This window comes from Rhizobium sp. CIAT894, assembly GCF_000172795.2.
GTDB lineage: Bacteria > Pseudomonadota > Alphaproteobacteria > Rhizobiales > Rhizobiaceae > Rhizobium.
Genome location: NZ_CP020952.1, coordinates 288129 through 313347, shown reverse-complemented (window position 1 = coordinate 313347; position 25219 = coordinate 288129). Strand labels below are relative to the sequence as shown.

22 protein-coding genes and 1 pseudogene are annotated in these 25219 nt (G+C 59.8%); 14 read left to right on the top strand and 9 right to left on the bottom strand.

Annotation, left to right across the window (positions count from 1 at the left end; genetic code table 11):
* Positions 1-23: 23 nt before the first annotated feature.
* The 4 genes from RHEC894_RS30380 (at position 24) to RHEC894_RS30365 (ending at position 4216) form a co-directional block, all read left to right on the top strand.
* On the top strand, positions 24-1352 hold the full coding sequence (locus RHEC894_RS30380) for a sugar ABC transporter substrate-binding protein (protein WP_085740356.1): 1329 nt from the start codon (positions 24-26) through the stop codon (positions 1350-1352).
* Entirely contained in the window at positions 1352-2290 is a 939-nt protein-coding gene (locus RHEC894_RS30375; protein ID WP_085740355.1) for a sugar ABC transporter permease, read from the top strand. The genes RHEC894_RS30380 and RHEC894_RS30375 overlap by 1 nt, the downstream gene beginning before the upstream one ends.
* Positions 2290-3105, top strand: a complete 816-nt coding sequence (locus tag RHEC894_RS30370) for a carbohydrate ABC transporter permease (RefSeq protein WP_085740354.1) — start codon at positions 2290-2292, stop codon at positions 3103-3105. Before RHEC894_RS30375 ends, RHEC894_RS30370 begins: the two co-directional genes overlap by 1 nt.
* A gap of 124 nt (positions 3106-3229) precedes the next feature.
* Positions 3230-4216 (top strand): sugar kinase, encoded by a 987-nt coding sequence (locus RHEC894_RS30365; protein WP_085740646.1) that lies wholly within the window; start codon positions 3230-3232, stop codon positions 4214-4216.
* A 49-nt stretch (positions 4217-4265) separates the two neighbouring features.
* On the opposite strand, the gene RHEC894_RS30360 is transcribed toward RHEC894_RS30365, so the two are convergent.
* Positions 4266-6083 (bottom strand): HAMP domain-containing methyl-accepting chemotaxis protein, encoded by a 1818-nt coding sequence (locus RHEC894_RS30360; protein ID WP_085740353.1) that lies wholly within the window; start codon positions 6081-6083, stop codon positions 4266-4268.
* A 266-nt stretch (positions 6084-6349) separates the two neighbouring features.
* On the opposite strand from RHEC894_RS30360, the pseudogene RHEC894_RS30355 reads away from it, so the two are divergent.
* Positions 6350-6481 (top strand): annotated as a pseudogene (locus tag RHEC894_RS30355) (plasmid stabilization protein); the annotation flags it as partial.
* 57 nt (positions 6482-6538) lie between these two features.
* Here RHEC894_RS30355 and RHEC894_RS30350 read toward each other — a convergent pair.
* From RHEC894_RS30350 to RHEC894_RS30315, 8 genes are all read right to left on the bottom strand, one after another.
* Positions 6539-6787 (bottom strand): hypothetical protein, encoded by a 249-nt coding sequence (locus tag RHEC894_RS30350; RefSeq protein ID WP_085740352.1) that lies wholly within the window; start codon positions 6785-6787, stop codon positions 6539-6541.
* Between the two features lie 243 nt (positions 6788-7030).
* Positions 7031-8101, bottom strand: a complete 1071-nt coding sequence (locus RHEC894_RS30345) for a DUF5666 domain-containing protein (protein WP_010063420.1) — start codon at positions 8099-8101, stop codon at positions 7031-7033.
* On the bottom strand, positions 8098-8958 hold the full coding sequence (locus RHEC894_RS30340; RefSeq protein WP_085740351.1) for a DUF6502 family protein: 861 nt from the start codon (positions 8956-8958) through the stop codon (positions 8098-8100). The genes RHEC894_RS30345 and RHEC894_RS30340 overlap by 4 nt, the downstream gene beginning before the upstream one ends.
* A 186-nt stretch (positions 8959-9144) precedes the next feature.
* Positions 9145-9519 carry a hypothetical protein gene (locus RHEC894_RS30335; RefSeq protein ID WP_085740350.1) on the bottom strand — a complete coding sequence of 125 codons (375 nt, stop codon included), beginning with the start codon at positions 9517-9519 and terminating at the stop codon, positions 9145-9147.
* 9 nt (positions 9520-9528) lie between these two features.
* Entirely contained in the window at positions 9529-10575 is a 1047-nt protein-coding gene (locus RHEC894_RS30330) for a flagellar hook-associated family protein (RefSeq protein WP_085740349.1), read from the bottom strand.
* A gap of 2 nt (positions 10576-10577) precedes the next feature.
* On the bottom strand, positions 10578-12038 hold the full coding sequence (gene flgK, locus RHEC894_RS30325; protein WP_085740348.1) for a flagellar hook-associated protein FlgK: 1461 nt from the start codon (positions 12036-12038) through the stop codon (positions 10578-10580).
* Positions 12039-12051: 13 nt separating this feature from the next.
* Positions 12052-13344, bottom strand: coding sequence for a flagellar hook protein FlgE (locus RHEC894_RS30320; protein WP_085740347.1), 1293 nt, complete (start codon positions 13342-13344; stop codon positions 12052-12054).
* A gap of 324 nt (positions 13345-13668) precedes the next feature.
* Positions 13669-14532 (bottom strand): EF-hand domain-containing protein, encoded by an 864-nt coding sequence (locus RHEC894_RS30315; RefSeq protein ID WP_010068251.1) that lies wholly within the window; start codon positions 14530-14532, stop codon positions 13669-13671.
* A 164-nt stretch (positions 14533-14696) separates the two neighbouring features.
* On the opposite strand from RHEC894_RS30315, the gene RHEC894_RS30310 reads away from it, so the two are divergent.
* The 9 genes from RHEC894_RS30310 to RHEC894_RS30270 all read left to right on the top strand — a co-directional run bounded on the left by RHEC894_RS30310 (position 14697) and on the right by RHEC894_RS30270 (position 25202).
* Complete coding sequence (locus RHEC894_RS30310; protein ID WP_010068252.1) at positions 14697-15344, top strand: TetR/AcrR family transcriptional regulator; 648 nt, start codon at positions 14697-14699, stop codon at positions 15342-15344.
* Positions 15345-15626: 282 nt separating this feature from the next.
* Positions 15627-17810 carry a DUF1217 domain-containing protein gene (locus tag RHEC894_RS30305; protein ID WP_085740346.1) on the top strand — a complete coding sequence of 728 codons (2184 nt, stop codon included), beginning with the start codon at positions 15627-15629 and terminating at the stop codon, positions 17808-17810.
* Between the two features lie 254 nt (positions 17811-18064).
* The gene (locus RHEC894_RS30300) at positions 18065-19852 is read left to right on the top strand and encodes a PAS domain-containing methyl-accepting chemotaxis protein (protein ID WP_085740345.1); all 1788 of its coding nucleotides are present in this window, start codon (positions 18065-18067) and stop codon (positions 19850-19852) included.
* 420 nt (positions 19853-20272) lie between these two features.
* Positions 20273-21112, top strand: a complete 840-nt coding sequence (locus RHEC894_RS30295) for a transporter substrate-binding domain-containing protein (RefSeq protein ID WP_085740344.1) — start codon at positions 20273-20275, stop codon at positions 21110-21112.
* A gap of 128 nt (positions 21113-21240) precedes the next feature.
* The gene (locus RHEC894_RS30290; RefSeq protein ID WP_085740343.1) at positions 21241-21903 is read left to right on the top strand and encodes an amino acid ABC transporter permease; all 663 of its coding nucleotides are present in this window, start codon (positions 21241-21243) and stop codon (positions 21901-21903) included.
* A 5-nt stretch (positions 21904-21908) separates the two neighbouring features.
* Positions 21909-22568 (top strand): amino acid ABC transporter permease, encoded by a 660-nt coding sequence (locus RHEC894_RS30285; RefSeq protein WP_085740342.1) that lies wholly within the window; start codon positions 21909-21911, stop codon positions 22566-22568.
* A 12-nt stretch (positions 22569-22580) separates the two neighbouring features.
* On the top strand, positions 22581-23351 hold the full coding sequence (locus RHEC894_RS30280) for an amino acid ABC transporter ATP-binding protein (protein ID WP_085740341.1): 771 nt from the start codon (positions 22581-22583) through the stop codon (positions 23349-23351).
* 319 nt (positions 23352-23670) lie between these two features.
* On the top strand, positions 23671-24423 hold the full coding sequence (locus RHEC894_RS30275; protein ID WP_085740340.1) for a GntR family transcriptional regulator: 753 nt from the start codon (positions 23671-23673) through the stop codon (positions 24421-24423).
* Positions 24417-25202 (top strand): transporter substrate-binding domain-containing protein, encoded by a 786-nt coding sequence (locus RHEC894_RS30270; protein ID WP_085740339.1) that lies wholly within the window; start codon positions 24417-24419, stop codon positions 25200-25202. The genes RHEC894_RS30275 and RHEC894_RS30270 overlap by 7 nt, the downstream gene beginning before the upstream one ends.
* Positions 25203-25219: the final 17 nt, after the last annotated feature.

The following is a 25219-nucleotide window of genomic DNA, read 5'->3' as shown; positions in this document are numbered from 1 at the left end:
GCCGGCAAAAGGAGGAGGATCACATGCCATCATTTTTGAACCCGACGCGCCGAGGCTTTCTGGCGGGCACGGCCGCGCTTGGGGCCGGCAGCATGCTCGGCATGCGCTCGGCATTTGCTGCCGTCGACTGGAAGCGCTTCACCGGCACGACGCTCGAAGTCAACCTGGTCAAGAGCCCGCGCAGTGAAATCCTTCTGAAGTACCTGCCTGAATTCGAGACGCTGACCGGCATCAAGGTCAATGCTGAGGCGACGCCCGAACAGCAGCAGCGCCAGAAGACGACGATCGAGCTCAGCTCCGGCAAGCCGAGCTTCGACGTCGTGCACATGAGCTATCACGTCCAGAAGCGGCAGTTCGAAAAGGGTGGCTGGCTTGCCGATATCAGCGGCTTCCTCAAGGATCCCTCGCTGACCGACCCGTCCCTGACAGAGGGCGATTTCGCTGAAGCCGGTCTTGCCTTCGCCAAGGACGCCGGCGGCGTTCTGCGCTCTCTTCGCTTTTCGGTCGATTACTGGATCATCTACTGGAACAAGGCGCTGTTCGAGAAGAAGGGACTTGCCTATCCCACGAGCTTCGACGAACTGGCAAGTGCAGCCGAAGCGCTGACCGATCCTTCGACCAACACCTATGGCTTCGTCGCCCGCGGCCTGAAGAACGCCAATACGCCGGTTTGGACGTCGCTGCTGCTCGGCTACGGCTCGAGCCCGCTCGGCCCCGACGGCAAGCTGCGCACGACATCGCCGGAAGCGGTCGATGCAGCCAAGCTTTACCAGAAGCTGATGACCAAGACCGCCCCTCCCGGTGTCTCCGGCTTCAACTGGGCCGAGGCGCAGTCGGCCTTCCTCCAGGGCAAGATCGGCATGTGGCTTGACGGCGTCGGTTTTGCGCCGCCGATCGAAAACCCGGAAAAGTCGCGGGTCGTCGGCCAGGTCGGTTACGGCATCATGCCGAAGGGCCCGAAGGCACAGGCCGCAGGCACCTTCGGCGATGGGCTTGGCGTCGTCGCGGCGAGCCAGAAGAAGGAAGCCGCCTATCTGTTCTGCCAATGGGCGATTTCGCATGAAATGGGCGCACGCCTGCTGCAGGCCGGCGCCGGCGTTCCCTTCCGCCAGTCCGTGCTGGAGGATGCAAAGGTCCGCGAAGGCGTCAAGATGCCGGGCGCATGGCTGGATGCCGTCGTCGGCTCCGGCAAGATCTCGCAGCTTGCACTGCCGGTCATCATTCCGGTCACCGAGTTCCGTGATATCTATGGCGTCGGCCTCACCAATATGATCGGCGGCGCCGATCCCGAAACCGAGTTGAAGGCGGCGACGGCGCAGTTCGAACCCGTCCTGGCGAAAAGCGAGGGATAATGGCCTCGGCAAGCATCGAAACGGCCGCAGTGGCCAAGGCGCCGAAGGGAAGGAGCAAACCGGACAGGTTTGCTCCCAACTACTGGCCCTTCGTCATCCCGGCGCTCATCGTCATATCGGCCGTCATCGTCTTTCCATGGGTGTTTACGGTGTGGATGAGCGTCAACAGCTGGACGCTCGGTCAGTCTCAGGTTTTTGCGGGGCTCGACAATTATATCAGACTCGCCACCGACATGCGCTTCTGGGAGTCGCTGTGGCACACCGTGCTCTATACGACGCTCTCCGTGGTGGCTCCCCTCTTTCTGGGGACGCTCGCGGCGCTGATCTTCGATGCCCAGTTTCCGCTGCGCGGCCTCATACGAGGCATATTCGTGATGCCGATGATGGCTACGCCGGTCGCCATCGCGCTTGTCTGGACGATGATGTACCACCCGCAGCTCGGCGTGCTCAACTATCTCCTCTCCTTCGCCGGCATCGGCCCGCAGGAATGGATCTACAATCAGAGGAGCGTCATTCCCTCGTTGGTTCTAGTCGAGAGCTGGCAATGGACGCCGCTCGTCATGCTGATCGTGCTCGGGGGCCTCGCGGCGGTTCCGCGCGAGCCTTATGAGAGTGCCGAGATCGACGGTGCCAATGTCTGGCAGAAATTCCGCTATCTCACGCTGCCGATGATCGCGCCGTTCCTGATGATCGCGGTGATTATCCGCAGCATCGATGCGGTGAAGAGCTTCGACATCATCTATGCCATGACCCAGGGCGGCCCGGGCACGGCGTCGGAAACGATCAACATCTATCTCTACAACACCGCCTTCGCCTATTACGACATCGGCTACGGCTCGGCCATGGCGGTCGTCTTCTTCATCCTCATCGTGCTGCTCTCCTTCGTCCTGATGATGATCCGGCAGCGCGTGAACTGGTCCGACGGGGAGGCACGCTGATGAAGCGCAAGACGCTCGATCGCATCGGGCTGCTGTTCGTTGCAGTGGTGATGATCTCGCCGGTCGTCCTGTTCTTCCTCTGGATGATCTCGCTGTCGCTGAAATATGAGATCGACAACGGCGCCTATCCGCCGATCTTCATTCCGGAACGTTTTGCCTGGTCGAACTATGTGAAGGTTTTCGAGGAGAACAACTTCTTCCTCTATCTCTGGAATTCGGTGCTGGTGACGGGTGCGGCAACGCTTCTGGCGCTCTTGATCGGCGTTCCGGCCGGATATGGAATCGCGCGCCTGAAGGCGGAGAAGTCGGCAATGGTCATCATGATCGCGCGCATGACGCCGGGCCTCTCCTTCCTGATCCCGCTCTTCCTGCTGTTCCAATGGCTGAACCTGCTCGGTACGCTGCTGCCGCAGATCATCATCCATCTCGTCGTCACGGTACCGATCGTTGTCTGGATCATGATCGGCTATTTCGAGACGACGCCGATGGAGCTGGAAGAGGCTGCAAGCATCGACGGCGCCACACCCTGGCAGGTCTTCCGCATGGTCGCCTTGCCGATCGCCAAGCCCGGCATCGTCGTCGCCTTCATCCTTTCGGTGATCTTTTCCTGGAACAACTTCGTCTTCGGCATCGTGCTCGCCAGCCGCGAGACGCGCACACTTCCGGTTGCGGTCTACAACATGCTGTCGTTCGAACAGGTCAGCTGGGGGCCGCTCGCGGCAGCAGCGTTGATCGTCACCTTACCGGTGCTGATCTTGACGGTGTTTGCGCAGCGGCAGATCGTGGCGGGCCTGACGGCCGGCGCCGTCAAGTGAGCCGCCGATGAGACGACGGCCGTGACGACTTCTTCTGCCTTTGACCCGCCTGCCAGAACAGGATGATTTTAGGCCGGTCGGCCTAAAATCTGAATCCTGTTCCAAATTAAAGAGTTAGAGCATGATGTCGTCCGAAAACCGCTCACACTTTTCGGCATCATGCTCTAGTCCGGCGCGCAGTGTTTTATGTGTCGGTGCGGCGGTCTTGGACACACTGTTTCGCGTGCGCTCGTTACCGACCGGCCAGGGCAAGATCCTGCCCTACGATATGCTGCAGGTCGCCGAGGGCATGGCGTCGAGCGCAGCCTTTGCCGTCGCCCGGCTGGGCGGCCATGCCAGCCTCTGGGGTTCGGTCGGTGACGATGCCACCGGCGAACGCATCATGGCAGATCTCGGGAATAGCGGCATAGACACGAGCGGCATGCTGCGCGTGGCAGGTGCACGCTCGGCCGTCTCGACGATCCTCATTGACGATCAGGGCGAGCGCCTGATCGTGCCCTTCTACGATGCGGGCCTGCACGATACGGTCAAACCGGTCACACAGCAGGATATTTCGTCTTTCGATGCTGTGCTCGTCGATGTCCGGTGGCCGAAGCTTGCACTGCGCACGCTCTCGGCAGCGAGAGAGACGGGAAAGCCGGCTATTCTCGATGGCGACGTTGCCGGCGAGGGCGTGATCGAGATGCTTGCGCCGGCAGCCAGCCATATCGTGTTCTCACAGCCGGCCGCCGAGCGCCTGACCGGAACGACCGAATTGGTCAAGACCGTTGGCCTCCTGAAGCGAAGGTTCGAGCATGCCTTCATCAGCGTTACGGCAGGCGAGAACGGCTGCTTCTGGTTCGATGACCGAAGCGGTGAAATCGCCCATCTTGCCGCCCCGAAGGTGAGGACGATTGATACGCTTGCAGCCGGCGATATCTTCCATGGCGCTTTCGCGCTGGCGACAGCGGAAGGCTTGCCGATCGCAGAGACGATGCGCGTGGCGTCCATGGCGGCAGCGCTCAAATGCCAGGTGTTCGGCGGGCGCACAGGCGCGCCCGCGAGAGCGGAGCTTTGCGATGCCCTGCTAGGTTGGAGCATTGGCCAGCAATCGTGCGGGCGCGTCACATGAATCAGGCTCGACGCGACGCCCTTTGGAGCGATGGAAAGGCGATGGCGCGTCAGGCCGCTTTCTGTGGTCGTGACATGCTCGTCGCCGCATCGATCTGAAAGCGCCTGACGACGCCTTCCAGTGTCTGTGTTTGAGTGCCAAGCGCGCGGCAGGCCGAGGCGGTTTCCACGGCCATCGTCGCGTTGTGTTGCGTCACCTGATCCAGGGCGTTGACGGAGGCGTTGATCTCGCTGATCGCGACCGCCTGCTCGGAAGACACCGAAACGATCCGGGCGATCAGGTTGGCAACCTGCTCGACCTGCCCTTCGATTTCCAGGAGCGCCTTGCCGGTGCGGTTGACGAGCTCCACGCCGGTGGAAACCTGGGCCGAGGAGGTGGAAATCAGCGCCCGGATTTCCTTGGCGGCATTGGCCGAGCGCATGGCGAGTTCGCGCACTTCCTGCGCCACGACGGCAAAACCCTTGCCCGCTTCACCGGCACGGGCGGCTTCAACCCCGGCATTGAGCGCCAGAAGATTGGTCTGGAAGGCGATTTCGTCGATGACGTTGACGATGTCGCCGATCTGCGAGGACGAGCCTTCGATCCGTTCCATCGCAGCGATCGCTTCGCGAACCACGGCCGCCGAATGTTCGGCGCTGCTGCGCGTCTCGACCATCATGCCGGTTGCCTTGCCGGCATGATCGGAGGCGTCTTTCGCTTTGGCATTCATTTCACCAAGCGCCGTCGTGGCCTCTTCGAGCATCGCTGCTTGCTGTTCCGTGCGCGCCGCAAGACTCTCGGTTGCGCCCGTAATGTCGGCCGAGGAACTGCCCACCTGTTTGGAGGTTTGGGCGATTTCGGCCATCGAGGCGGAAAGCGCGTCCATGCTGTTGTTGAATTTTGCGCGCAAAGTCTCGTAGGTGGTAGCGAATGGTGTCGTAATCCGGCAGTCGAGCTTGCCGGTCGAAAGCTGTTCCAGGCCATAGGTCAACTGATCGATCACCGTTTGGCGGATCTGCTCCTCGGTGGCTTTTTCGGCCAACTGGCTGCGTTCGCGCTCAAATTCCGCATCACGACGCGCCGTTTCGCGCGTCTGAGCCTCCTGCCGCTCGAGCGCATTGCGGCGGAAGACCGCCACGGCCTTGGACATGGCGCCAATCTCGTCGGAACGGTTGGCATAGGGAACGTCGGTTGAAAAGTCGCCTTCGGCGAGGTTGCCCATATAGGCCTTCATGCTATCGAGCGGCAAGATTGCCCGGCGGCGCAGAAGGTAGAGTCCCACCAACAGCAGCCCGAACGATCCGAAGCCGGCAGCGCCCGCATAGATCGTCCAGGTCACGATTTCCGAGGCTGCGTTCTTTTCTTCGCCCTTCAGGAAGGCGTCGGAATTCGCGACGAGTTTCTCCACCGCATCCTGGTGCGCATGGAAGGCGACGCGCAATTGCTCGATCGCGCCGTGCGCCTTGTCTTCATCCTTGGCATTCAGCGCCGGGATGATCTCCCGATTCATCACGTCCCAGAATGTATCGCCCTTGGCCAGCACATCGTTTTCCAGCTCGTCCTTCAAAGTCTGCGGAAGCCGAGTGGTTTTCCAATAGGCGCGACGGTCGTCGTAGGCGGCCTTCAGATTGGCAATCTTGGCAAGGTTGGTTTCGGTAAGCTCGGGAAATTTGCTTGCTTCGAAGGAGAGCATGTAGGATTCGACCACGAAGAGCGGCGGCGGCAAAATATCGGCGATCAGATCCTTGCCGTAGACCACCTGCTCGTAGACAGGGCCATTGACTTTCAGCCGTTCGAGCGCCGATTGCTGCAATCCGATCGACATGAAAAGGCCGGCTGAAACGGCGACACCAAATGCCACCAGACTACGGGCAATAGTAAAAGCCAAGGTCGTCTCCAAAATAATTTGTGGCTTCTGCGTGTCCAGAGGCCTGATCTACGTAGAGCATTATTTCGGAAGAACGCTGAGATATGGTTAACTCTTTTAACATCGGGGGCTTAGCCGATGTTCATAGCCTGGGTGCAGCCGTCCAAAATTGGGGTGGTTGATGAATTGTGGAAACTATTTCGGTATCAAGCCGCCAACTTGCTATCCTGACGGCTTGCGGGACGTTGCGTTATCTATCGCAAAAGGAGATTGGCATGGCCGAACCCCAGCTACGCCAAGCCGGTCGTGAGCCAGCATCATCCTTCTACACCAGGCTTTCGCAGCAAAGCGGGACGGATATCGACCTAGAAGCCGTCGTCACGGCTGGCCGACGGGCACGTAAGGGCATCGAGATTTAATTTTCTCGATACGAGCATTGTTTCGGATGCTTTGAGAAAGTCGCTTAGCAGCGGGGCTCAGGCTAGGCGCATCAGCATTTCATTGAGGTCGCTGATCTCTTGCAACAGCTCGACCAATCTATCCGTATCGTCCTGGCTGAGCCGGCCCGTCTCGCCGCTGTTATTCCAAAGAAGTTGGAATTCGTGGCTCATGTGCAGCGCGCTGTTCATGATGTCGATGATTTGCGCGCGGTTTTCCCAGGTTGCAACCACGGTCGGTTCGTCCATCTCGCTCGAAATATCCGGTTCACGTTCCAGCAAAAGCAATTTCTGATTCCTCTTGAACGGTGACGATCTGTTCGGGCGGCGCCCATCGGGGCGGCCATCCTTTGCAATGACTCGTGAACACGGTTCGACTGAAAAGCGGCTGAAAATCAAAACGATTGGCTAGCGGGCGTGGGGCGGACCCGTTAGCCAATCGGCAAGTCCCTCTTGAGGTAACTCAAACGAGATTCGCAAGGACCATAAAATGGGAAAATTTCCCATTTGTCAACATGGCTGATTGTGCTTTCAGTGCGGGCCCGGTCCCCCGGGCGGTGGTCTTGGCGGATGGCCGCCCGGGCCTGATGGCGGGCCTTGTCTGTTCGGATCCGGAAAATCTCCGTCTGGCCGGCCTCTGCCGAAAGGCGAATGATCGGGCCGCGGTCCATCCCAGGGGCCGTGTGGGGGGCGGGGACCGAACCCATCCGGACCAGGTCCTCCCGGAAAGCCCGTCATCCTGCTCGAATCGCGTACCCCGATATCGACGAAGCCATGACCATCAGGCGACGACGACATCGGACCGGAAGGCGCCGAACCCGGCCCCGAGCCGGCCTGGCCTCTGTCGGTGGGCCGGAACGTCTCGACATTGACGGTGCCGCGTTTCAAACCCGGCACTACCGGTTCTGTCTGAATGCGCGTAATGGTCAGTCGATCGGCGACCGCTTTGAGACGTACCAGCGTTTGCTTGCCGGCGAGATAGCCATAGGTGCTTCCAAGTGAAAGGCCGCCGATCAGGACGCGATTGCCGCTCTTGACGGGGACACCGCGGATATGGGCGCCATCCGAAACGGAGCGAGGCTCGATACGCCGTGCAATGATCGTGCCGTCAGGTTTGCGGATGCCGAATACGGCAACCCGCTTGCCTTTCCGCAGGCCCTTCGTCGCCAAACCTGATGTGTCGACGGTTTGCGAAAGTATTCTTATCCCGGTCTTGTCCATACGGTCGATACGGCCCTGGACTTCGCTGACGATCGTGATGCGGGCGGCACGTTTTCCCGTCAAAAGCACCCGCGCGACATGACCGATCTTCATCGCGCTCGCGGGAACGCGCCGGCCGTCGATCTCGACCGGCGTCGTCGCGCTGAACGGTATGTGGATATTGTTGACGATGATGCTGCCAAAACCCTGGATCGTTCCGACGATCCCGGTTCCACCGATCCCGTGATCATCGTTCTCCCCGCCGCCGATGGAAAGCCCGGAGCCGCCGATGCCATGATCGCCGGTGCCTGTCGGCTGCGCGGCTGTCATCGCAGGCATCAGCACCTGGAGCGCTATTCCGCCCAGCAGAAACTGTCTTCTGGAGATCGTCAACGGACTCATTCGTCAGTCTCCGTCCCGGTGGCTTCTGCCTGAAGATCCGCCTCACGCTCCTCGGTCATGACGTAGACGCCCGAGATCCAGCGGCTGTTGCCACCGGGATCGCCCTTGATGGCCTGATGGGCGATCTTGTTGAGCTTGAGGAGCAGCGCCATGCCTTCCTCGCGCGCGATCTCGTCGAGCCGGGCAGCCAGCGCCGGCGACATGCCGTCGTAATGAACCGCGCGTTCGAAATAGGGAGGCGGGTCGTTCATCAGGTTCATGACCGACGCCTGCACATGGTCACGAAGATTGCGGGTAAAATAATGCCGGCGGGCTTCGTCGCCGGCATTGGGGACGATCGAGGAGAGGTTGAGCCGGACCCAGCCGCTTTCATCGACAATAACGACGCCTCTGTCCTGCCAGTCATCGAGGATGGAGCGGGGATGGACGTCCTTGGTGATGTCACTCACCAGACTTTCGAAGGACGGGCCGCCATCGCTGGAGGTCCGGGGCAGGGCGGTCGGCCGATTCTCCGCATCGCAATAGAGCGGATCGGCAAGCCACCTGGCCAGGATCCGGCTCGTTTGGGAAACGCCGACAGTCAAAAAGGAGGCATCAGGCGCCTGTCCGCGCAGCCGGTTGACGTCCTTGCGATGGATGCCCGTCAGAAGCGAGATGCGGCTATCCGTCTGCTGCTTGTTCGGCAGCGCGAATTCCTTCTCCGCGACCTCGATATAGAGGTGGCGAAGAACGGCGGCGAAGGCGGTGAAGTTGAAGCCTGAAGCGAGAGCGAGCTTGACCAGCGGCCGCAGCACGCGGACAAGCATGGCTTGCAAGGTCTCTTCGGAGAAGGGCAGCTTCGCGCGCGGCTTCGACATCAACAACACACTCGGTCTTTCATAGACCCATCTGTCGGCAGACCTTCGACAATCGCCTTCGATCTCCCTATGGCAAAGTCCAGAATGCTGCAATGGACAAGCCGAGTGCAAGGCCGGCATATCCGGCACACCATCGCGGCGAGGGTGCGATCGCACCACCCTCCGGACGATCTTTTTGATTTTTAGTCAATGCGTTACCGGATGCGGCTCAGGTGAAAGCACCGCTCCCTGGCTCCAGTCGATCAGCCGGTCGATCCGCGCAATCTTGTGGAAAACCTCGAAGACGTCGAAAGCCGCGCCCCGCTCGATATGGCCTGCCAGCAGCTCGCAGAGTTCGAATATTTCAGGAGGGGTGCCCGTCATCTCGACGCCGTCATCGGTGAAGACACCCGATCGTGGCCAGGCCCGCGCCTGCCCTTCGTCCAGCTTGCTGCCGACGAAAGGGATTGTGTCGATGATGCCGGAGGCGAGCGCGAAGGCGGCTTCCGCCACGATTTCGGAGCAGGCTGTGCTGTGCTGTTTCCTTAAGGCTGGTATCTGCAACCGCTTGAACTCCTTCATTTTGATCCGTCAGAGATAGTTGACCAGGCTCAGACCCTGGAGTTTGGAGACGAGCGTGTAGGCCGTTTCCAGTTGTGTCTGCAGTTCGTTGACGAGGGTCGACGCCTCATAGGCATCCACGCCCTGGAGATCGACGAGATTTCCTTGAAGCAGGCTCGACTGGGCATCGAGCGCGTCATTCGCTTTTTCGACCCGTTCCTGCGAGAGGCCGAGCTGGCTCTGCTGCGTTACGATGCCTGACGTCGCCTGAGCCGCATAACCGATCGCCTTCGACGCGACGGTGCTCTGCGCGTCGGCGCTGAGATCCTGGCTGAAGAGGGCGGAGACGACGACGGAGGCAAGCGCCAGATAACGCATGCCTTCGGAATTGGCGTTGGTGGACGAGGTGATGGTTTCCGAGCTGCTGATCCGGCTGGTCATGTCGGTGCTGGAAGCGGTCGACCAGCCGCTCGAAGCGTCCGTCCAGGCGCTTTCGGAGAACATCGGCTCGACGGTGTCGGTTATGAAAGTGCCGATTTCCTCGCCTGTCAGCTCGTTGACATCTTTTCCAAGACCGGTTGCATAATCGCCCAGCGCCGTGACGATCGCATCCGAAGTGGTAGAGGATTGATCGGTCAGCGGCTGGCTGTCGAGGTTCGTTCCGGCAAACAGGAACTCGCCATTGACCGAGGTATTCGCCGTCGAGATCAGCTGCGAAATCGTGGCGCCTGCTGTCTGCAGGGTGACGGCGATACTCGTCGTATCCTGGCTCGCCTGGAGAGCGGTCAGGTTCGTGACCAGGCTGTCGCCGGCGTCCTTGAGACTTGAAAGGGCGGTCTGCGATGCGTCCATGCGCAATTCGACGACGGCATTGCTCGATTGGAATGATGTGGCCTGGTCGATGGCGCTGGTCAGATTGATCGACTTTGCGGCGCCGGCGCCAAGGGATACGCCGATATCGGCGTAGGTTCCGGTCGTCGCCTCCGTCGAGGCCTGCTGCAGCTTGGTCTGCGACTGGCTGATGGTCAGACGCAGGACGCTCTGCATCGCCGATGATGAGACAAAAGAGGCTTTCATGACTAGCTCGCTATGTCGAGGAGCGACTTGAACATCTCGTCGATGACGTTCAGGATCTTCGTCGCCGCCTTGTAGGATTGTTCGATATCGAGAAGGAGCGTCAGCTCCTCGTCGAGGTTGACGCCGGCTTCGTTGGAATAGGCCTCGTCGGAGCGCGAAAGCGCCGCCGCGGTGTTTTCGGAGGCCGACGTCGCATCGCTGCGATACTGTTCCAGCCAACCGATGGAGGAGCTGGCATAGTCCATCAGGCTCTGCGTCGTGGAGAGACCGGCGTCGGAAGAGAAGGAGCGCTGTTCCGTCAACGCCGTATACAGGGCGTCGAGATTGTCCGAGAAGCCGCTGTCGCCGGCGCTGTTGAGATCGGTGATGCCGCTGATCGTTCCATCGCGCAGCTTCGTCGCATCGCCGCCCTCGCTGGTGACGACGGCGAGATTGACGGAAATCGTCGAAGCAATCCCGGTCGTGTCGTCGGAAGTACCGGGCGTTCCCCCGGTTGCGCCGGCCGCCGTCGTCCAGACGAAAAGTCCGGGCGCGCTGGTGCTGCCGTCGGTTTCCGAGAAGGCCTGGACGAGAGATTTGCCGATTTCGTCGAGCTGGGCCTGGAATGTCGGGGCGATTTCGTCGCGAAGTTGCAGCAGCGCCTGCAGGCTGCCCGAGGCAGTCGTCGTCGATCCCTCACCGGCGTCGAGCGCCACGCCGTCGATATAGACGGAATTGCCCTCGGTTCCAGCGACGTAGGTTGTCGTCGGGACGTATGTGACGGTGCGCGGTATGGTCTCGAACAGCACTGTGCCGTCCGAGGTGTAGAGCGCCATGTCGTTGTTGTCGCGCACGGTGGTGGTGACGCCGACGATCGAGGAGATCTGCTTGAGGAGCTTTTCACGCTCGTCGAGTGCCGAGGACGTATCGGCGCCGGTCGCCGTCGCCTGCTTGACGGCGTTGTTGGCCGTCTCGAACTGCGACAGCAGCGTATTCAGCGAGGAGACCTGCGTGGCGATGTCCGCATCGGCATCGGCCCTGATCGACTGGACGCCGTCGCTTGCGGTATTCAGGGAATTGGCAAGATCCTGCGCGGCGGTGACGGCCGATTGCGCAGCGGTCGTGCTGCTCGGCGATGTGGCGTATGTCTGCAGCGCCTGCTGGAATGCCGAGAGATAGGTGCTCGGCGAGGTCTCGTAGTCGTTGCCTCCCATCAGCGATTTCAGGCTTTCGAGGCCGGTCACCAGCGTCTGCTGGGCGCTGTCCTTGGCGTTCGACTGCAGGTACTGGGCCAGCAGCGCAGTTTCCTGCGCCCGGCTGATGCTGACGACCTGCGCGCCGGACAGAGACGTCGTGATCGACGCCTCCCGTCTCACATAATCGGAATTTCCGACATTGGCGATATTGGTTGAGATGACGCTGCTTTGCTGGCCCGTATTGTTGAAAATACTTTGGGCGCTGTTCAAGGCGGAGGTGAGCGACATTCAGCTGCTCCCTCTATCGCTTCAGATTGACGAGGACATCCATGATATCGGAGCCGGTCTGGAATACTTTCGAATTGGCGGTATAGCTGCGCTGCGCCTCGATCATCTCCGTCAGTTCGCCGGCGAGATCGACGTTCGAGCTTTCGAGAGCGCCGGACTGAATGGAGCCGAGCCCGTTCGTCTGCGGAAAGCCGGTGACGGTGACGCCAGACTGGCCGTTGGCGCTGTAGACGTTGCCGCTCATCAGCGTCAGGTTGTCGGGGCTGGCGACGGTGGCGAGCGGGATTTGATAGAGAGACTTGGTCGCGCCATTGGCGTAGGAGACCGAGACCACGCCGTCCGTACCGATCGATACCGAGTTCACGGCACTGGCCGCCTGGCCGTCGGCAGAGCCGGTCGCCGAGAAGTCGGAGGCAAGCTGGGTGAAATCCGAATAATCCATGGTGATTGTCTTTGCCGTAACCGGATCGACGATGTCGGTGTCTGCAGCAGAGGTCAGCTGGCCGTCGGCGTCGAAGGAAAGGCTGGCAACGCTGACCGCGCTGGAGGAGTAGGGGAAGGAGGTCGTGCCGCCGGTCGCTGCATCGGCGTTGCGGTAAACCGAGACCTCCCAGGTGCTTCCGGTGACTGCTCCGCTCGTATCCGTCGTGACTCCCGTCTTGGTGAAGTAGTAGTCGTACTGGACGGTGCCGCCGAGGCTGTCGTAGGCAACCAGCGACATTTTCTTCGTGTCGTCGGTGACACTGGACGAGTTGGCGCTCGGCAGCGTCGTCGTATCGGTGACGACGGTTGCCTCGGAATTCAAGTTGCCGCTGAAATAGGCGCTGCTCGAAGCGATAGCGCTCAAGCCCGATTGGGTTACGTTGACCGGCACCAGGCCGTCGAAGCCGTTGACGACCACCGCCGGCACGCCGGAATCATAGGAATATCCCATGAGGGTGAAACCGGCGCTGTTGACCAGATTGCCGTCGCTGTCGACGGAGAAGTCGCCGGCGCGGGTGAGAACCGGCGTGCCGTCGGCGTTTTGCACGATGAAGAAGCCATCTCCTGATATCGCCAGGTCGTAATCCGAAGTCGTATAAGAAATGTCGCCTTGTTCGGAAATCGCCTGGCGCACGGATGTCTGGACGCCGCCGGAATTGTAATTGCCTGAAGAGGACGGCAGGACCAGCGATGAGAACGAGGTGGAAACGGCTTTGTAGCCGACCGTGTTTGCGTTGGCGATATTGTCGGACACCGTGCTCAGACGGTTTGCCTGGGCGCTCATGCCGGAGACCGCGGTTTTCATGCTTCCAAAAATGCTCATGGCTCGATCCTTTAAGGTTTGGGAACATGCCATGTGACGAGAGGCTGCCAGGTCCCGGATAACGGGCGCACGACATCGGCCGCGCCGGGCAAAGGCCGGCACCGGTGGATGATCTGATTGTCTGGACTGACCCCGTGATGGCGGTAGGCGCCGCGGCTCATCCGCGCGCAAATATCGTGCGCCTGCTGCCGCGCACCATTCAAACTCTTCTACAGTTCAGGAGCGGCCCGGCTCGGGGCTCTGCCGGCTCGACTGCCGGGCCGCTTTCAGGCCGTCGCATTGCAGCTTCTCCAGCAACCACAATGCGACGCCCCTTATCAGCGGTCAGCCCGTGGCGCGGGTTGACAATGAACCGCTGCCCGATGTGTCGAGCAGATCGAAGAGCTGGCTCGCCTGGCTTTCGGTGACGTCCTCCGGCTTGCCGGCCATGAATTCTTCCAATGTCACGAGCCCGTCTCCATCCGCATCGAGGTCGGAGAGCAGGGATGCGGACTGCTGATCGTCGGCAGGCGGCGGTCCGTCCGGACGTTGCGACTGCTGGGCGGACATGGCCTCGGTCAGCGCATCGACCGAGAGTGAACCGGCGCCTTCGCTGTCGAAGCTGTCGAACAGTGTGCCGGCCTGATCTTCGCTGACGTCGGACGGCCGGCCTGCGACGAATTCGGTTTTGCTCACAAGTCCGTCTTCGTCCGTATCGAGATCGGAGAGTAGGGATGCAAGCTCGTCATCCCCGGCGGGCGGCGGTGGTCCGCCGGCACGTTGCGACTGCTGGGCGGACATGGCCTCGCTCAGCGCATCGACCGACAGTGAACCGGAACCTTCGCTGTCGAAGCTGTCGAACAGCGTGCCGGCCTGATCTTCCGTCACGTCGGATGGTCGGGCTGCGACGAATTCGGCTTTGCTCACATAGCCATCGCCATCGCTGTCCAGCTCCGCAACGTCCATACCCTTGCCGCCGTCCTGCTCTTGGGCGGAGCCGGACTGACCGGTGAGGCCGTTCATTGCCATCGACATCAACTGAGCCATGAGTTTCTCGGCACTATTGGTCGAGTCTTCGTCCGACTGCTGGGTTGTGGTTGATTTTTTTGCCGAAACCGTATTACAGGATAGGATGTCCTGGGATGCGGACGTCGAATTCTTGCTATAGGAATAGGAAGAAATTGATGTTGCGGCCGAAATGGTCGTCATAAGCGCTCCATCGCTATGAGGGTGGGGATGCAACGCATTACAGAACTTGTGAGTTCTCTAAATCGAAATTACTAATGCGACAACCGAAAAAATCATCCCTCAGAAATCGTAATCCGCTTTCCGGGGGCATCGGTATGCGCTTTGGTAAAGCGGTCTAGATCATCATGAATGGTGTCGACGAGCCCGTAGATGAGCCGCGCAAGCGGGGCAGGCCGAAAGTCTCCAGCGATGAGGACAAGCGGGCGCATATCGTCGAAATTGCCCGCCGTGTTTTCGTAAAATGCGGTTATGCCGGAAGCACGACCGCTGTCGTTGCCGCCGAGGCGGGCGTCTCGAAGCAGACGCTGTACAAGCTCTTTCAGAGCAAGGAAGAGTTGTTTGCCGCCGTGGTCGGCGCGCATCGGCGCATGATGCTCGATCTGCCCAGGCCTGTGGAGGATCTCTCGATCGCCGAGAGCCTCGAACGCATTTTCATGATCGACATGGACGAGGAGAAGGATGCGGATCGTGCCGGCTTCCTCCAGCTTGTCTTTCGTGAAGCAGGGCAGTTTCCCGAACTCGTCGACATTCTGCAGCATGACGGCATAAATGCCAGCCGGCAGCATCTTGCCGACTGGCTGAGCGATCGCCGGGCGGAAGGCAAGTTGTCGCTTGATGACCCTGAGAGCGGAGCCCGGATGCTGATGGATATGGTCTTTGGCGGCATGGGGCCGCCGGAAGGGCCCGTCAAGGCTTGGCCCGATCGGGCAACACTGCTGGCCCATCTTCGGCGCTGCATCGCAATCTTTGCCGCCGGCGTCGGCGCGGCTTAAAGCGTCGCAAATTTTTCAGCTTCCAATTCCGCATTGGATTAATTATAGAACTGTAGAGTTCTTTTAAATTGATTCGGCCACATGTACGTGGCTGTGCCTCGCCATGACCGGCGACGACCTCCCTGCAGAGATGAAAAGTTTACCCGTGACCGCCGGCAGGCTTTCGCGCGGCACCGCCGTGCCTGGAGCAATTCCAGCAAGAGTGCGCAGCGGTTTTGCCAGGCAAAGCGTGAAGCGCTTTTGCCGGGAATTGCGTAAAACAAAAGGTTAGAGGAACAGACGTTGGTTTCCACCTATGTAAGCTATCTCGCAGTCGCGCGAAATCTCAACACCAGTCTCTCGAACGTCGCGTCTCAGGCCACGGTTTCCCGCGACAGCGCCTACTATAAGGAAAACATCGACAAGGTCACGACGGTCGATGAATTCATGGGCGATTATAAGCTCTACTCCTACGCCATGAAGGCCTACGGGCTCGACGACATGACATATGCCAAGGCCTTCATGAAGAAGGTGCTGGAAAGCGACCTCAGCGATTCATCGAGCTTCGCCAACAGCCTGAGCGACAGCCGTTATGCCGAGTTTGCCGCCGCCTTCAAATTTTCGGGCGAGACGAAGACGGCGCAATCCGACGTGCAGCGGGACAATCTGCTCGATGCCTATGAGACATCCTTCGACACCGAGGCGGAGAATATCGCAGACGAGACGGATTATTTCGAAGAGAACATCTCGTCGATCACCTCGGTCGACGATTTCCTCTCAAGCTCGAGATTGAAGAACTATGCGCTGACGGCCTTCGGTCTAAGCACCGAATACACCTCCAGCAGCTTCCTGAAACAGGTTTTGACCAGCGATCTCGACGACCCCGACAGTTTCGTCAACCAGCTCGGCGACGACGTCTATGTCAGCCTGGCAAAGGCCTTCAACTTCAACGAGGACGGCTCGACCGACGGCGACGTGATGTCGGAAGACCAGATCTCGCTGGTGACGAGCGGCTATGCGGTGGCCTCCTCGACGATTGCGTCTTCGGACACCGGAGAGGCCTACGACACCTATTTCGCGGCGCAGATCGGAAACATCACCTCGGTCGATCAGTTGATGAACGACGACAAGCTGGTCGATTATCTCAGGACTGCTTACGGGCTGACCGATGACGAAACCGACACGTTCATTTCCGCGGCGCTGAAAAGCGCCGACATCGCCGACGCCATCGGCCTGTCCGATCTGCACGACGCCTTCAATTTCGACGAGGATGGCGCGCTTGCCGATGGCGACACCGCCCAGACGTCGGATCAGACCACCGCGACGACGGCGGCCTTCGATGAAAACTATCAGGTGCTGGTCGCCAATACCGACACGGAGGATGCCGTCGACAACTATACGACGCGCATCGCCAGCGTCACCTCGATCGATGATTTTCTCGTGTCGAATGCCGATGACGACGATGATGACAACGACGATCTTCCGGAAATGTGGGAAATGGCGCTGCGCGCCTTCGACATCGATCCGGACAGTGTTTCGAAAAGCCAGGTTCGGAAGATTCTCGAAAGCGATCCCACGGATTCGAAAAGCTATGTCAACAGCCTGAACGACGACCGGTTCGTCGCCTTTCGCAAAGCATTCAACTTCGACAGCGATGGCGACGTCACCGTTCCCTTGCAGGCCATGTCGGAATCCGTCGTCGACGACTATGCCGCCTATTACAAGCAGAACAAGATCCGTTACCTCGACGGTGACGAACTGACCGAGGCGACCGACGCGGCGGATGACGAGATCACCTACTTTCGTGAGCAGATGGCGACGATCACGACGGCGAGTGAATTTCTGGCCGACGATCGCCTGGTTAGTTTTGTGCTCGAGGCGAAGGGGCTCGATCCCGACGATGTCACCGCGGATCAACTGAAGAAAATGTTCTCGTCCGATCTCGACGACGAAGATAGCTATGTCAACAAACTGGACGACAATCGTTTCGCCGAACTCGTCGGTGCGTTCAATTTCGATCAGGATGGCAATATCTCGGCGGAGCCGACCGGGACGGTGCAGCAGCGCGGCGACGTGCTGGAGACGATCGACTCCTATGTCCGCATGACGCTCGAAGACGACCAGGGCGACAGCAATACCGGCGTGCGCCTCGCCCTCTATTTCCAGCGCAAGGCGCCGGAGATTTCGAACGCCTATGACATTCTGGGCGACAGCGCACTCTTTGAGTTTTTTACCACGACCTTCAACCTGTCGAGTTATGTCTCGAACATGGACGTCGACAAGCAAGCTGAAATGGTCGGCAATTTCATCGATATCAAGGATCTGTCGGATACTGACAAGGTCGACAATCTGATCAAGCGTTTCACCGCGATGTACGACATGGCCAACGGGACGGGCACCACGTCGACAGCGCTTTCTATCCTGACCGGCTCGGCGACGATCAGCGCCGATACGCTGCTCACGATGGCGCAACTGAAAAGCGGCTGAATGATCGTTCCAGTGCTGTGCTTCTTTTCCAGTGTGCAAGGACGCTGGAGCCCTTTGGATCTCCACATCCGGTCCTCAGAACCTGACGGAAATTTATCAAAATAGGGCTGCCCATCAGGGCGCGACGGCCGGTAAAGCCCGAAAATAGACCGCTAAACCTTATATTAATCATTAAATCCCCATTAATAAACATGGGCAAATATTCGTAGCCTGTCCGAATTGGACAGCGATGAAATCTGTGGGGGGATTTGCGAATGGGCATTCTTGATCGTGGTACCAATGCAGTCGCGGCTCTTGCCGCTCTATCGAACTCGCAAGCCATGATCGAGTTCGACATGTCGGGCATGATCCTCACCGCCAACGAAAACTTCTGCAGGTCTCTCGGTTACGAGTTGAGGGAGATCGTCGGAAAACATCACAGCATGTTCGTCGAGCCCGGCTATGCGTCCTCGGCGGAATACAAGGCCTTCTGGACGAAGCTGTCGGCCGGAAAATTCGAGCAGCAGCAATATAAGCGGCTCGGAAAAGGCGGCCGCGAGGTTTGGATCGAAGCGTCCTACAATCCGGTGTTCCGACGCGGGAAGCCGGTCAAGGTCATCAAGATCGCAACCGATATCACTGCGCAGAAGCTGAAAGCCGCCGAGGATGCGGGCAAGATCGACGCGTTGTCGCGCGCTCAGGCGATCATCGAATTCACGCCGGCCGGCGAAGTGCTTGGTGCCAACGACAATTTTCTTGCCGCACTCGGCTATTCGCTTGCCGAGATCCAAGGCAAACATCATTCGATCTTCTGTGAAGCCGACTATGCAAGGTCGGAGGCGTACAAGGAATTCTGGCACAAGCTGGCGAGCGGCCAACTGATTGCCGACGAATTCATGCGGGTGGGCAAGGGCGGACGGAAAGTCTACATCCAGGCCTCCTACAATCCGATCTTCGACTTGAACGGCAAAGTGTCCAAAGTCGTAAAGTTCGCGACCGATGTCACGGCGCGCGTCGAGAATGTCGAACAGCTTGCCCGTTGCCTGACGAATTTCGCCGACGGCGACCTGTCGCAGACGATCCCAAAGCCCTTCATTCCCTCGCTGGAGCGGCTGCGCACCGACTTCAACAGCGCGTCGGGGAAGTTGAAGGACGCGATGGCAACGGTTGCCGAAAATGCCAAGGCGATTTCGGCCGGTTCCAACGAAATCCGCACGGCAGCCGACGACCTGGCAAAACGGACCGAACAGCAAGCGGCATCCGTCGAACAGACGGCCGCCGCACTCGAGGAAATCACGACGACGGTCAAGGATTCGAGCCGCCGCGCCGAGGAAGCCGGCCAACTCGTGGCGCACACCAGAGACCATGCGGAGCATTCCGGCCAGGTGGTGCGCGATGCGATCGGAGCGATGGATCAGATCGAGACCTCATCACGCGAAATTTCCAATATCATCGGAGTGATCGACGAGATCGCTTTTCAGACGAATCTTCTGGCGCTCAACGCCGGCGTAGAGGCGGCGCGGGCAGGGGAGGCGGGCAAGGGTTTTGCGGTCGTCGCTCAGGAGGTCCGGGAACTGGCGCAGCGGTCGGCGAAGGCTGCCAAGGAGATCAAGAGCCTGATCACCGCGTCCGGTTCCCATGTGGCAAACGGAGTCGCGCTCGTCACCAATGCCGGATCCGCACTGCAGGAAATCGCCAGTCAGGTTCACGACATCAATACCAACGTCACGGCGATCGTGGAGGCGGCGCGCGAGCAATCGACCGCGCTCGGCGAGATCAGCCAGGCCATTAACACCGTCGACCAGGGAACGCAGCAGAATGCCGCGATGGTCGAGGAGCAGACGGCTGCGAGCCATGGCCTCGCGCGAGAAGCCGCCGCGCTCTTCGAGCTTCTTGAACAGTTCCGTTTCGACGATGCATCGATATCCCGGTCTTCGGCCGCGCAGGTCGCGCATCATGCTGGCAGGCCGACGGCTTTGAAAGTTGTTCGTACCGCGTCTGCCACCTCCGGCCAACGTGGATCGACGGCCGCCGCGCTGAGGACGGATTGGGAAGACTTCTGACTGCAGGAAATGAACCGGTCGGAGAGTCTCAAGAAGAGGCTTGTGGGCGTCAGCTCCGATATCCGCTCTCGACAATGCGGTTCCACCGTCTCGCGGCATGAATCCGTAAAAGGCCTCACGCGGTTTCCCCAGCGCATTTCCTGATTTCTCACGGAAATGCGCTGCGTTTTCTGCATTCCCGGCCAAACCTCATTGCACGCCGCCTCCACTCACCAAAACGATCAGAACGCAGCCAGGCGGTAGTCCGCAAACGGCTGGAGATGCTGCGCTGCCAAAAAAATCGCCACGTGCAACCCTGCGCGTTTTTCCGGCATGCCCCATTGACAATTCGTCCCCGATGGCACTTGATACGTTATTCCAGTAAAACAGACATGCATCCATTATACTGGAATAATGGGAACCATCCATAAGGGGAACGCCATGACCATTTCCTTTCGCACCGGCGTGATGTCGCTGATAACAGCCGCGCTGCTCTCCACGCCCGCACTGGCCGAGGGCAGCAAGCTCGATGAAGTGCTGGCCCGCGGCCACCTCGTCCTCGGCACGGGCAGCACCAACGCGCCCTGGCACTTCAAGAGCGCGGACGACAAGCTTCAGGGTTTCGACGTCGACATGGGCCATATCATCGCCAAGGCGCTGTTCGGCGATCCTGAGAAGATCGAGTATGTGAACCAGTCCTCCGACGCCCGAATCCCCAATATCACCACTGACAAAGTCGACATCACCTGCCAGTTCATGACCGTGACCGGCGAACGCGCCCAGCAGGTCGCCTTCACCATTCCTTATTATCGCGAAGGCGTCGGCCTGATGCTCAAGGCGGACGGAAAATACGCCGACTATGCCGCTCTCAAGGCGGCCGGTTCCTCCGTCACCATTTCGGTGCTTCAGAACGTCTATGCCGAGACAATGGTGCATGCGGCATTGCCGGAGGCGACCGTTGATCAGTATGAATCCGTCGACCTGATCTATCAGGCGCTGGAGTCGGGACGCGCCGATGCTGTCGCCACGGATCAGTCGTCGCTTGCCTGGTACATGACGCAGAATCCGGGCCGCTACAAAGACGCCGGCTACGGCTGGAACCCGCAGACCTACGCCTGCGCGGTCAAACGCGGCGATCAGGATTGGCTGAATTTCGTCAACACCGCCCTGCATGAAGCCATGACCGGCGTCGAGTTCGACTTTTACGCCAAGTCCTTCAAGACCTGGTTCGGCAAGGATCTGGCCCCGCCCCAGATCGGCTTTCCAGTCGAGTTCAAGTAACGGCCATGCGGAGCGGGATTGTTCTCCCGCTCCGCTGCAGCGCCGCGCGTCTTTTCAGACGCGCAACGGACGCAACATTTTGAATCTACGCATCGTGCACGATGCGTTCGTCTGAAAGGGCGGCCCGCATGGGTTACACGCTGAATTTTGCTGCCGTCTGGCGCAATTTCGATTTTCTTTTGAGCGGGCTGGCGCTCAGCCTTGGCCTTGCGGTGATCTCCATCCTGATCGGGGCGGCGATCGGGCTCATCGTGGCCTTCGCGCTGACGTCCAAAAGCCGCTTCGCGGTCGTGCCGGCGCGGGTCTATGTCACGGTCATTCGCAACCTGCCGATCCTTGTCCTGGTGCTTTTCGCCTTTTTCGCGCTGCCGCAGATGGGTTTGCGCCTCGACAAGATGAAAAGCTTCGTTCTGGTGCTCTCCCTCTATTCCGGCGCCTATCTGGCCGAGGTGTTCCGTGCCGGCCTGTTGTCGATCCCGAGGGGGCTGACCGAGGCCGGCCTCGCCATCGGCCTGACGGGAATGCAGATCCGCAGTTCCATCATCGCGCCGCTTATGCTGCGCAACGTGCTGCCGTCGCTGTCCTCGACGATCATCTCACTCTTCAAGGACACCTCGCTCGCCGCCGCCATCGCCGTGCCGGAACTGACCTTTGCCGCCCGCAAGATCAATGTCGAGAGTTTCCGCGTCATCGAAACCTGGATGGTCACCTCGGCCCTCTATGTCGTCACCTGTTTCCTCATCGCCGCCGTGATGCGCTTCATCGAGCGCCGTCTGGCCCTGCCGAGATAGATCTGATGTCCCACACCTTTCTCGAACAACTCTGGATCGCCCGCTACGTCATCATCAACGGTATCGGCGTGACCGTGTCGATCTCGCTGCTGGCCATCCTCGCAGGGTCCGTACTCGGCGTTTTCGTCGGTCTGGCGCTCGTCTATGGCGGCGTTGTTTTGCGGCTTCTCGTGCGTGCCTATACCGATATCATCCGCGGCACGCCGGTGCTGGTGCTGGTGCTGGCAAGCTATTATGTCTCCGCAGCCGTCGGGCTCGATCTCGGGCCGTTCTCCGCCGGCGTGCTCGCCCTTGCGGTCTTCTGCTCTTCCCATGTCGGCGAAATCGTCCGCGGCGCGCTTCAGGCGATCCCGAAGGGGCAGACCGAAGCGGCCAAGGCGATCGGCCTGACCTTCACCCAGACCTTCACCTCGGTGCTGTGGCCGCAGGCCATGCGCCAGTGCCTGCCGGCCTGGGTGAATACGGCGGCCGAAATGGTAAAGGCCTCGACGCTGCTCTCCGTCATCGGCGTCGCCGAGCTTCTCCTGCGCACACAGGAGATCATCTCCCGCAACTTCATGAGCCTCCAGTTCTATTTCCTGGCCGGCGGTCTCTATTTCATCGTCAACTACGGCATCGAGCACTTCGGCAAATATGTCGAGCGCAAGACCGCCCTGCCGTCCTGAGGAGTTCCCCCGATGGCCAAGACCATTCTCGACATCAAGGGTCTGCGCAAGACTTACGGCATCCACGAAGTCCTCAAAGGCGTCGATTGCGCCGTTGAAGAAGGCGAGGTCATTTCCATCATCGGCTCGTCCGGTTCCGGAAAGACCACCTTGCTGCGCTGCGTCAACATGCTGGAAGAATTCCAGGGCGGCACGATCAGCCTCGACGGCGAGGAGATCGGCTACCATGTCGAAGGCGCGACGCGCCGCCGCAAGAGCGAGAAAGAAATCGCACGCCAGCGCGCGTTGACCGGCATGGCGTTTCAGCAGTTCAATCTTTTCCCGCATATGAGTGCTGCTGAAAACGTCATGCTCGGCCTCGTCAAGGTCAAGAAAATGACGAAGCCGGAGGCCCGTGTGATCGCGGAGAAATGGCTCGACCGTGTCGGTCTTGCCGCCCGCACGAACCATTATCCCGGTCAGCTTTCCGGCGGCCAGCAGCAGCGCGTCGCCATTGCCCGCGCCATCGCCATGTCGCCGCGGCTGATGCTGTTCGACGAAGTGACCTCGGCGCTCGATCCCGAACTGGTGGGCGAAGTGCTCCAAGTCATCAAGGGCCTTGCCGCCGACGGTATGACCATGCTGCTCGTCACCCACGAGATGCGTTTTGCCTACGAAGTTTCATCGCGCGTCATCTTCATGAACCAGGGAGTGATCTGCGAGGAGGGAGATCCGAAGGAAATGTTCGTGCATCCGAAGACCGAACGGCTCGCGGAATTCCTCAAAACCTCGAGTTTCAATTAGAGCATGATGCCGAAAAGTGTGAGCGGTTTTCTGGTAACGTCATGCTTTAACTCTTTAATTTAGAACAGGATGATTTTAGGCCAACGGGGCATTAAATCATCCTGTCCTAAAAGCGAAGACGATCGGATCGGCAGTTCGACCGCAGATCTGAAAGATCGCGACGCGCTCAGGTCGCACCAACCGGCGTCTTCGGGCGCCGGCGCCGGCACAAATTGCGTTCAATCTGCATTCCCTGCAGGCAAATTTCCCGCAAAGCATTCGAGACATCTTGAAAATCCTGAGCACAGGATTTTGGCATGCGCTTTGCTTTCTGTCTTGTATGCAAGATAGCCACACATCCGAGACCACGCAGAAATCCATCGAGGCGACGATCGTCTCCGGCATCCTTTCTGCCAAAATCCGGCCCGGTACGCGTCTAGGCGAAAACCAGCTGGCAGCGCTCTTCGGCGTGTCCAGAACCCGCGTCCGCGAAGCGATGATGCGCCTGGAGACACGCGGCATCGTGCATGTCAGCCCTCGGCGTGGCTGGTTTGTCGTCGAGCCGTCCGCCGAAGATGCGATCGCGGTCTATGAGGCGCGGCGGATCGTCGAGGCCGGTCTGCTGCGCAGCATGCGGACGCTGACGGACGAGGGCAGCAAGGCGCTCGACGCGCATCTTACTGAGGAACGAAATGCCATGGCGGCCGGCGACCGCCAGCGCCTGACCTATTTGATGGGCGATTTCCATATCCGCATCGCCGAATTGAGCGGCAACGCCATCATCGTCGATATCCTGCGCGACCTGACCGCGCGGACGATCCTCATTTCAATGCTCTATCAATCCGAATTTCACGCCGCACAATCCCACGAAGGGCACTGCCGCATCTTCGAGGCCATGCGGGCGGGCGATTTCGTCAGGGCTGCGGAACTCTCTGTCGAGCATCTCGACGACGTGGAAATGGGCCTCGACCTCACGGCGCGCCCGGATCCGCTTTCGGACTTGCGCAATTCCCTGTCGCTGCCTCCCAAGGCAGCTTCCTCACCTCTCAGCATCCAAAACCGCAACTTCAAAGGAGTCATTAACGCATGCTGACAAGACGAGTTTTCTTCGCAATCGCGACCCTGGCGGCAACCTTCGGCTTCGGCTCCGCGTCTCATGCCGATGCTCTCGCCGACATCACGGCGCGCGGTACGCTGCGTGTCGCCGTCCCGCAGGATTTCCCGCCATTCGGCAGCGTCGGCACCGATATGGCGCCGATGGGCTACGATATTGACGTTGCCAATCTCATTGCCGAAAAACTGGGCGTCAAGACCGAGCTCGTGCCGGTCACCAGCGCCAACCGGGTGCCTTATCTGCAGACCAACAAGGTCGATCTGGTTATATCAAGCCTCGGCAAGAATGCGGAGCGCGAAAAGGTGATCGATTTCTCCGCAGCCTACGCTCCCTTCTTCAACGGCGTGTTCGCGCCGGCCGATCTTTCGATCGCCAAGGCGGAAGATCTCGCAGGCAAGAGCATCGGGGTCACGCGCGGCGCCGTGGAAGATCTGGAGCTGACGAAGATCGCGCCGGCCGACGCGACGATCAAGCGTTACGAGGATAATAACGGCACCATATCGGCCTTCCTGTCCGGTCAGGTCGACACCATCGCTACCGGCAACGTCGTGGCTGCTGCGATCCTTGCCAAAAATCCACCCAAGCGCCCTGAGCTCAAATTCCTGATCAAGAACTCGCCCTGCTATATCGGCCTCAACAAGGAGCAGGCGGCTCTTTTGGAGAAGGTGAACGGCATCATCGCTGCCGCCAAAACCGATGGCGCGCTGAACGCCATATCGCAGAAGTGGCTCGGCACCGATCTTCCGTCGGATCTCTGATGGGCTTGTTCTTACGG

What these genes read in the sequence shown, in the direction of transcription:
- RHEC894_RS30380 (WP_085740356.1), top strand. Translation starts at nt 24, where the DNA reads ATGCCATCATTTTTGAACCCGACGCGCCGAGGCTTTCTGGCGGGCACG.
- RHEC894_RS30375 (WP_085740355.1), top strand. Translation starts at nt 1,352, where the DNA reads ATGGCCTCGGCAAGCATCGAAACGGCCGCAGTGGCCAAGGCGCCGAAG.
- RHEC894_RS30370 (WP_085740354.1), top strand. Translation starts at nt 2,290, where the DNA reads ATGAAGCGCAAGACGCTCGATCGCATCGGGCTGCTGTTCGTTGCAGTG.
- RHEC894_RS30365 (WP_085740646.1), top strand. Translation starts at nt 3,230, where the DNA reads ATGTCGTCCGAAAACCGCTCACACTTTTCGGCATCATGCTCTAGTCCG.
- RHEC894_RS30345 (WP_010063420.1), bottom strand. Translation starts at nt 8,101, where the DNA reads ATGAGTCCGTTGACGATCTCCAGAAGACAGTTTCTGCTGGGCGGAATA.
- RHEC894_RS30340 (WP_085740351.1), bottom strand. Translation starts at nt 8,958, where the DNA reads ATGTCGAAGCCGCGCGCGAAGCTGCCCTTCTCCGAAGAGACCTTGCAA.
- RHEC894_RS30335 (WP_085740350.1), bottom strand. Translation starts at nt 9,519, where the DNA reads ATGAAGGAGTTCAAGCGGTTGCAGATACCAGCCTTAAGGAAACAGCAC.
- RHEC894_RS30330 (WP_085740349.1), bottom strand. Translation starts at nt 10,575, where the DNA reads ATGAAAGCCTCTTTTGTCTCATCATCGGCGATGCAGAGCGTCCTGCGT.
- flgK (WP_085740348.1), bottom strand. Translation starts at nt 12,038, where the DNA reads ATGTCGCTCACCTCCGCCTTGAACAGCGCCCAAAGTATTTTCAACAAT.
- RHEC894_RS30320 (WP_085740347.1), bottom strand. Translation starts at nt 13,344, where the DNA reads ATGAGCATTTTTGGAAGCATGAAAACCGCGGTCTCCGGCATGAGCGCC.
- RHEC894_RS30315 (WP_010068251.1), bottom strand. Translation starts at nt 14,532, where the DNA reads ATGACGACCATTTCGGCCGCAACATCAATTTCTTCCTATTCCTATAGC.
- RHEC894_RS30310 (WP_010068252.1), top strand. Translation starts at nt 14,697, where the DNA reads ATGAATGGTGTCGACGAGCCCGTAGATGAGCCGCGCAAGCGGGGCAGG.
- RHEC894_RS30300 (WP_085740345.1), top strand. Translation starts at nt 18,065, where the DNA reads ATGGGCATTCTTGATCGTGGTACCAATGCAGTCGCGGCTCTTGCCGCT.
- RHEC894_RS30295 (WP_085740344.1), top strand. Translation starts at nt 20,273, where the DNA reads ATGACCATTTCCTTTCGCACCGGCGTGATGTCGCTGATAACAGCCGCG.
- RHEC894_RS30290 (WP_085740343.1), top strand. Translation starts at nt 21,241, where the DNA reads ATGGGTTACACGCTGAATTTTGCTGCCGTCTGGCGCAATTTCGATTTT.
- RHEC894_RS30285 (WP_085740342.1), top strand. Translation starts at nt 21,909, where the DNA reads ATGTCCCACACCTTTCTCGAACAACTCTGGATCGCCCGCTACGTCATC.
- RHEC894_RS30280 (WP_085740341.1), top strand. Translation starts at nt 22,581, where the DNA reads ATGGCCAAGACCATTCTCGACATCAAGGGTCTGCGCAAGACTTACGGC.
- RHEC894_RS30275 (WP_085740340.1), top strand. Translation starts at nt 23,671, where the DNA reads ATGCAAGATAGCCACACATCCGAGACCACGCAGAAATCCATCGAGGCG.
- RHEC894_RS30270 (WP_085740339.1), top strand. Translation starts at nt 24,417, where the DNA reads ATGCTGACAAGACGAGTTTTCTTCGCAATCGCGACCCTGGCGGCAACC.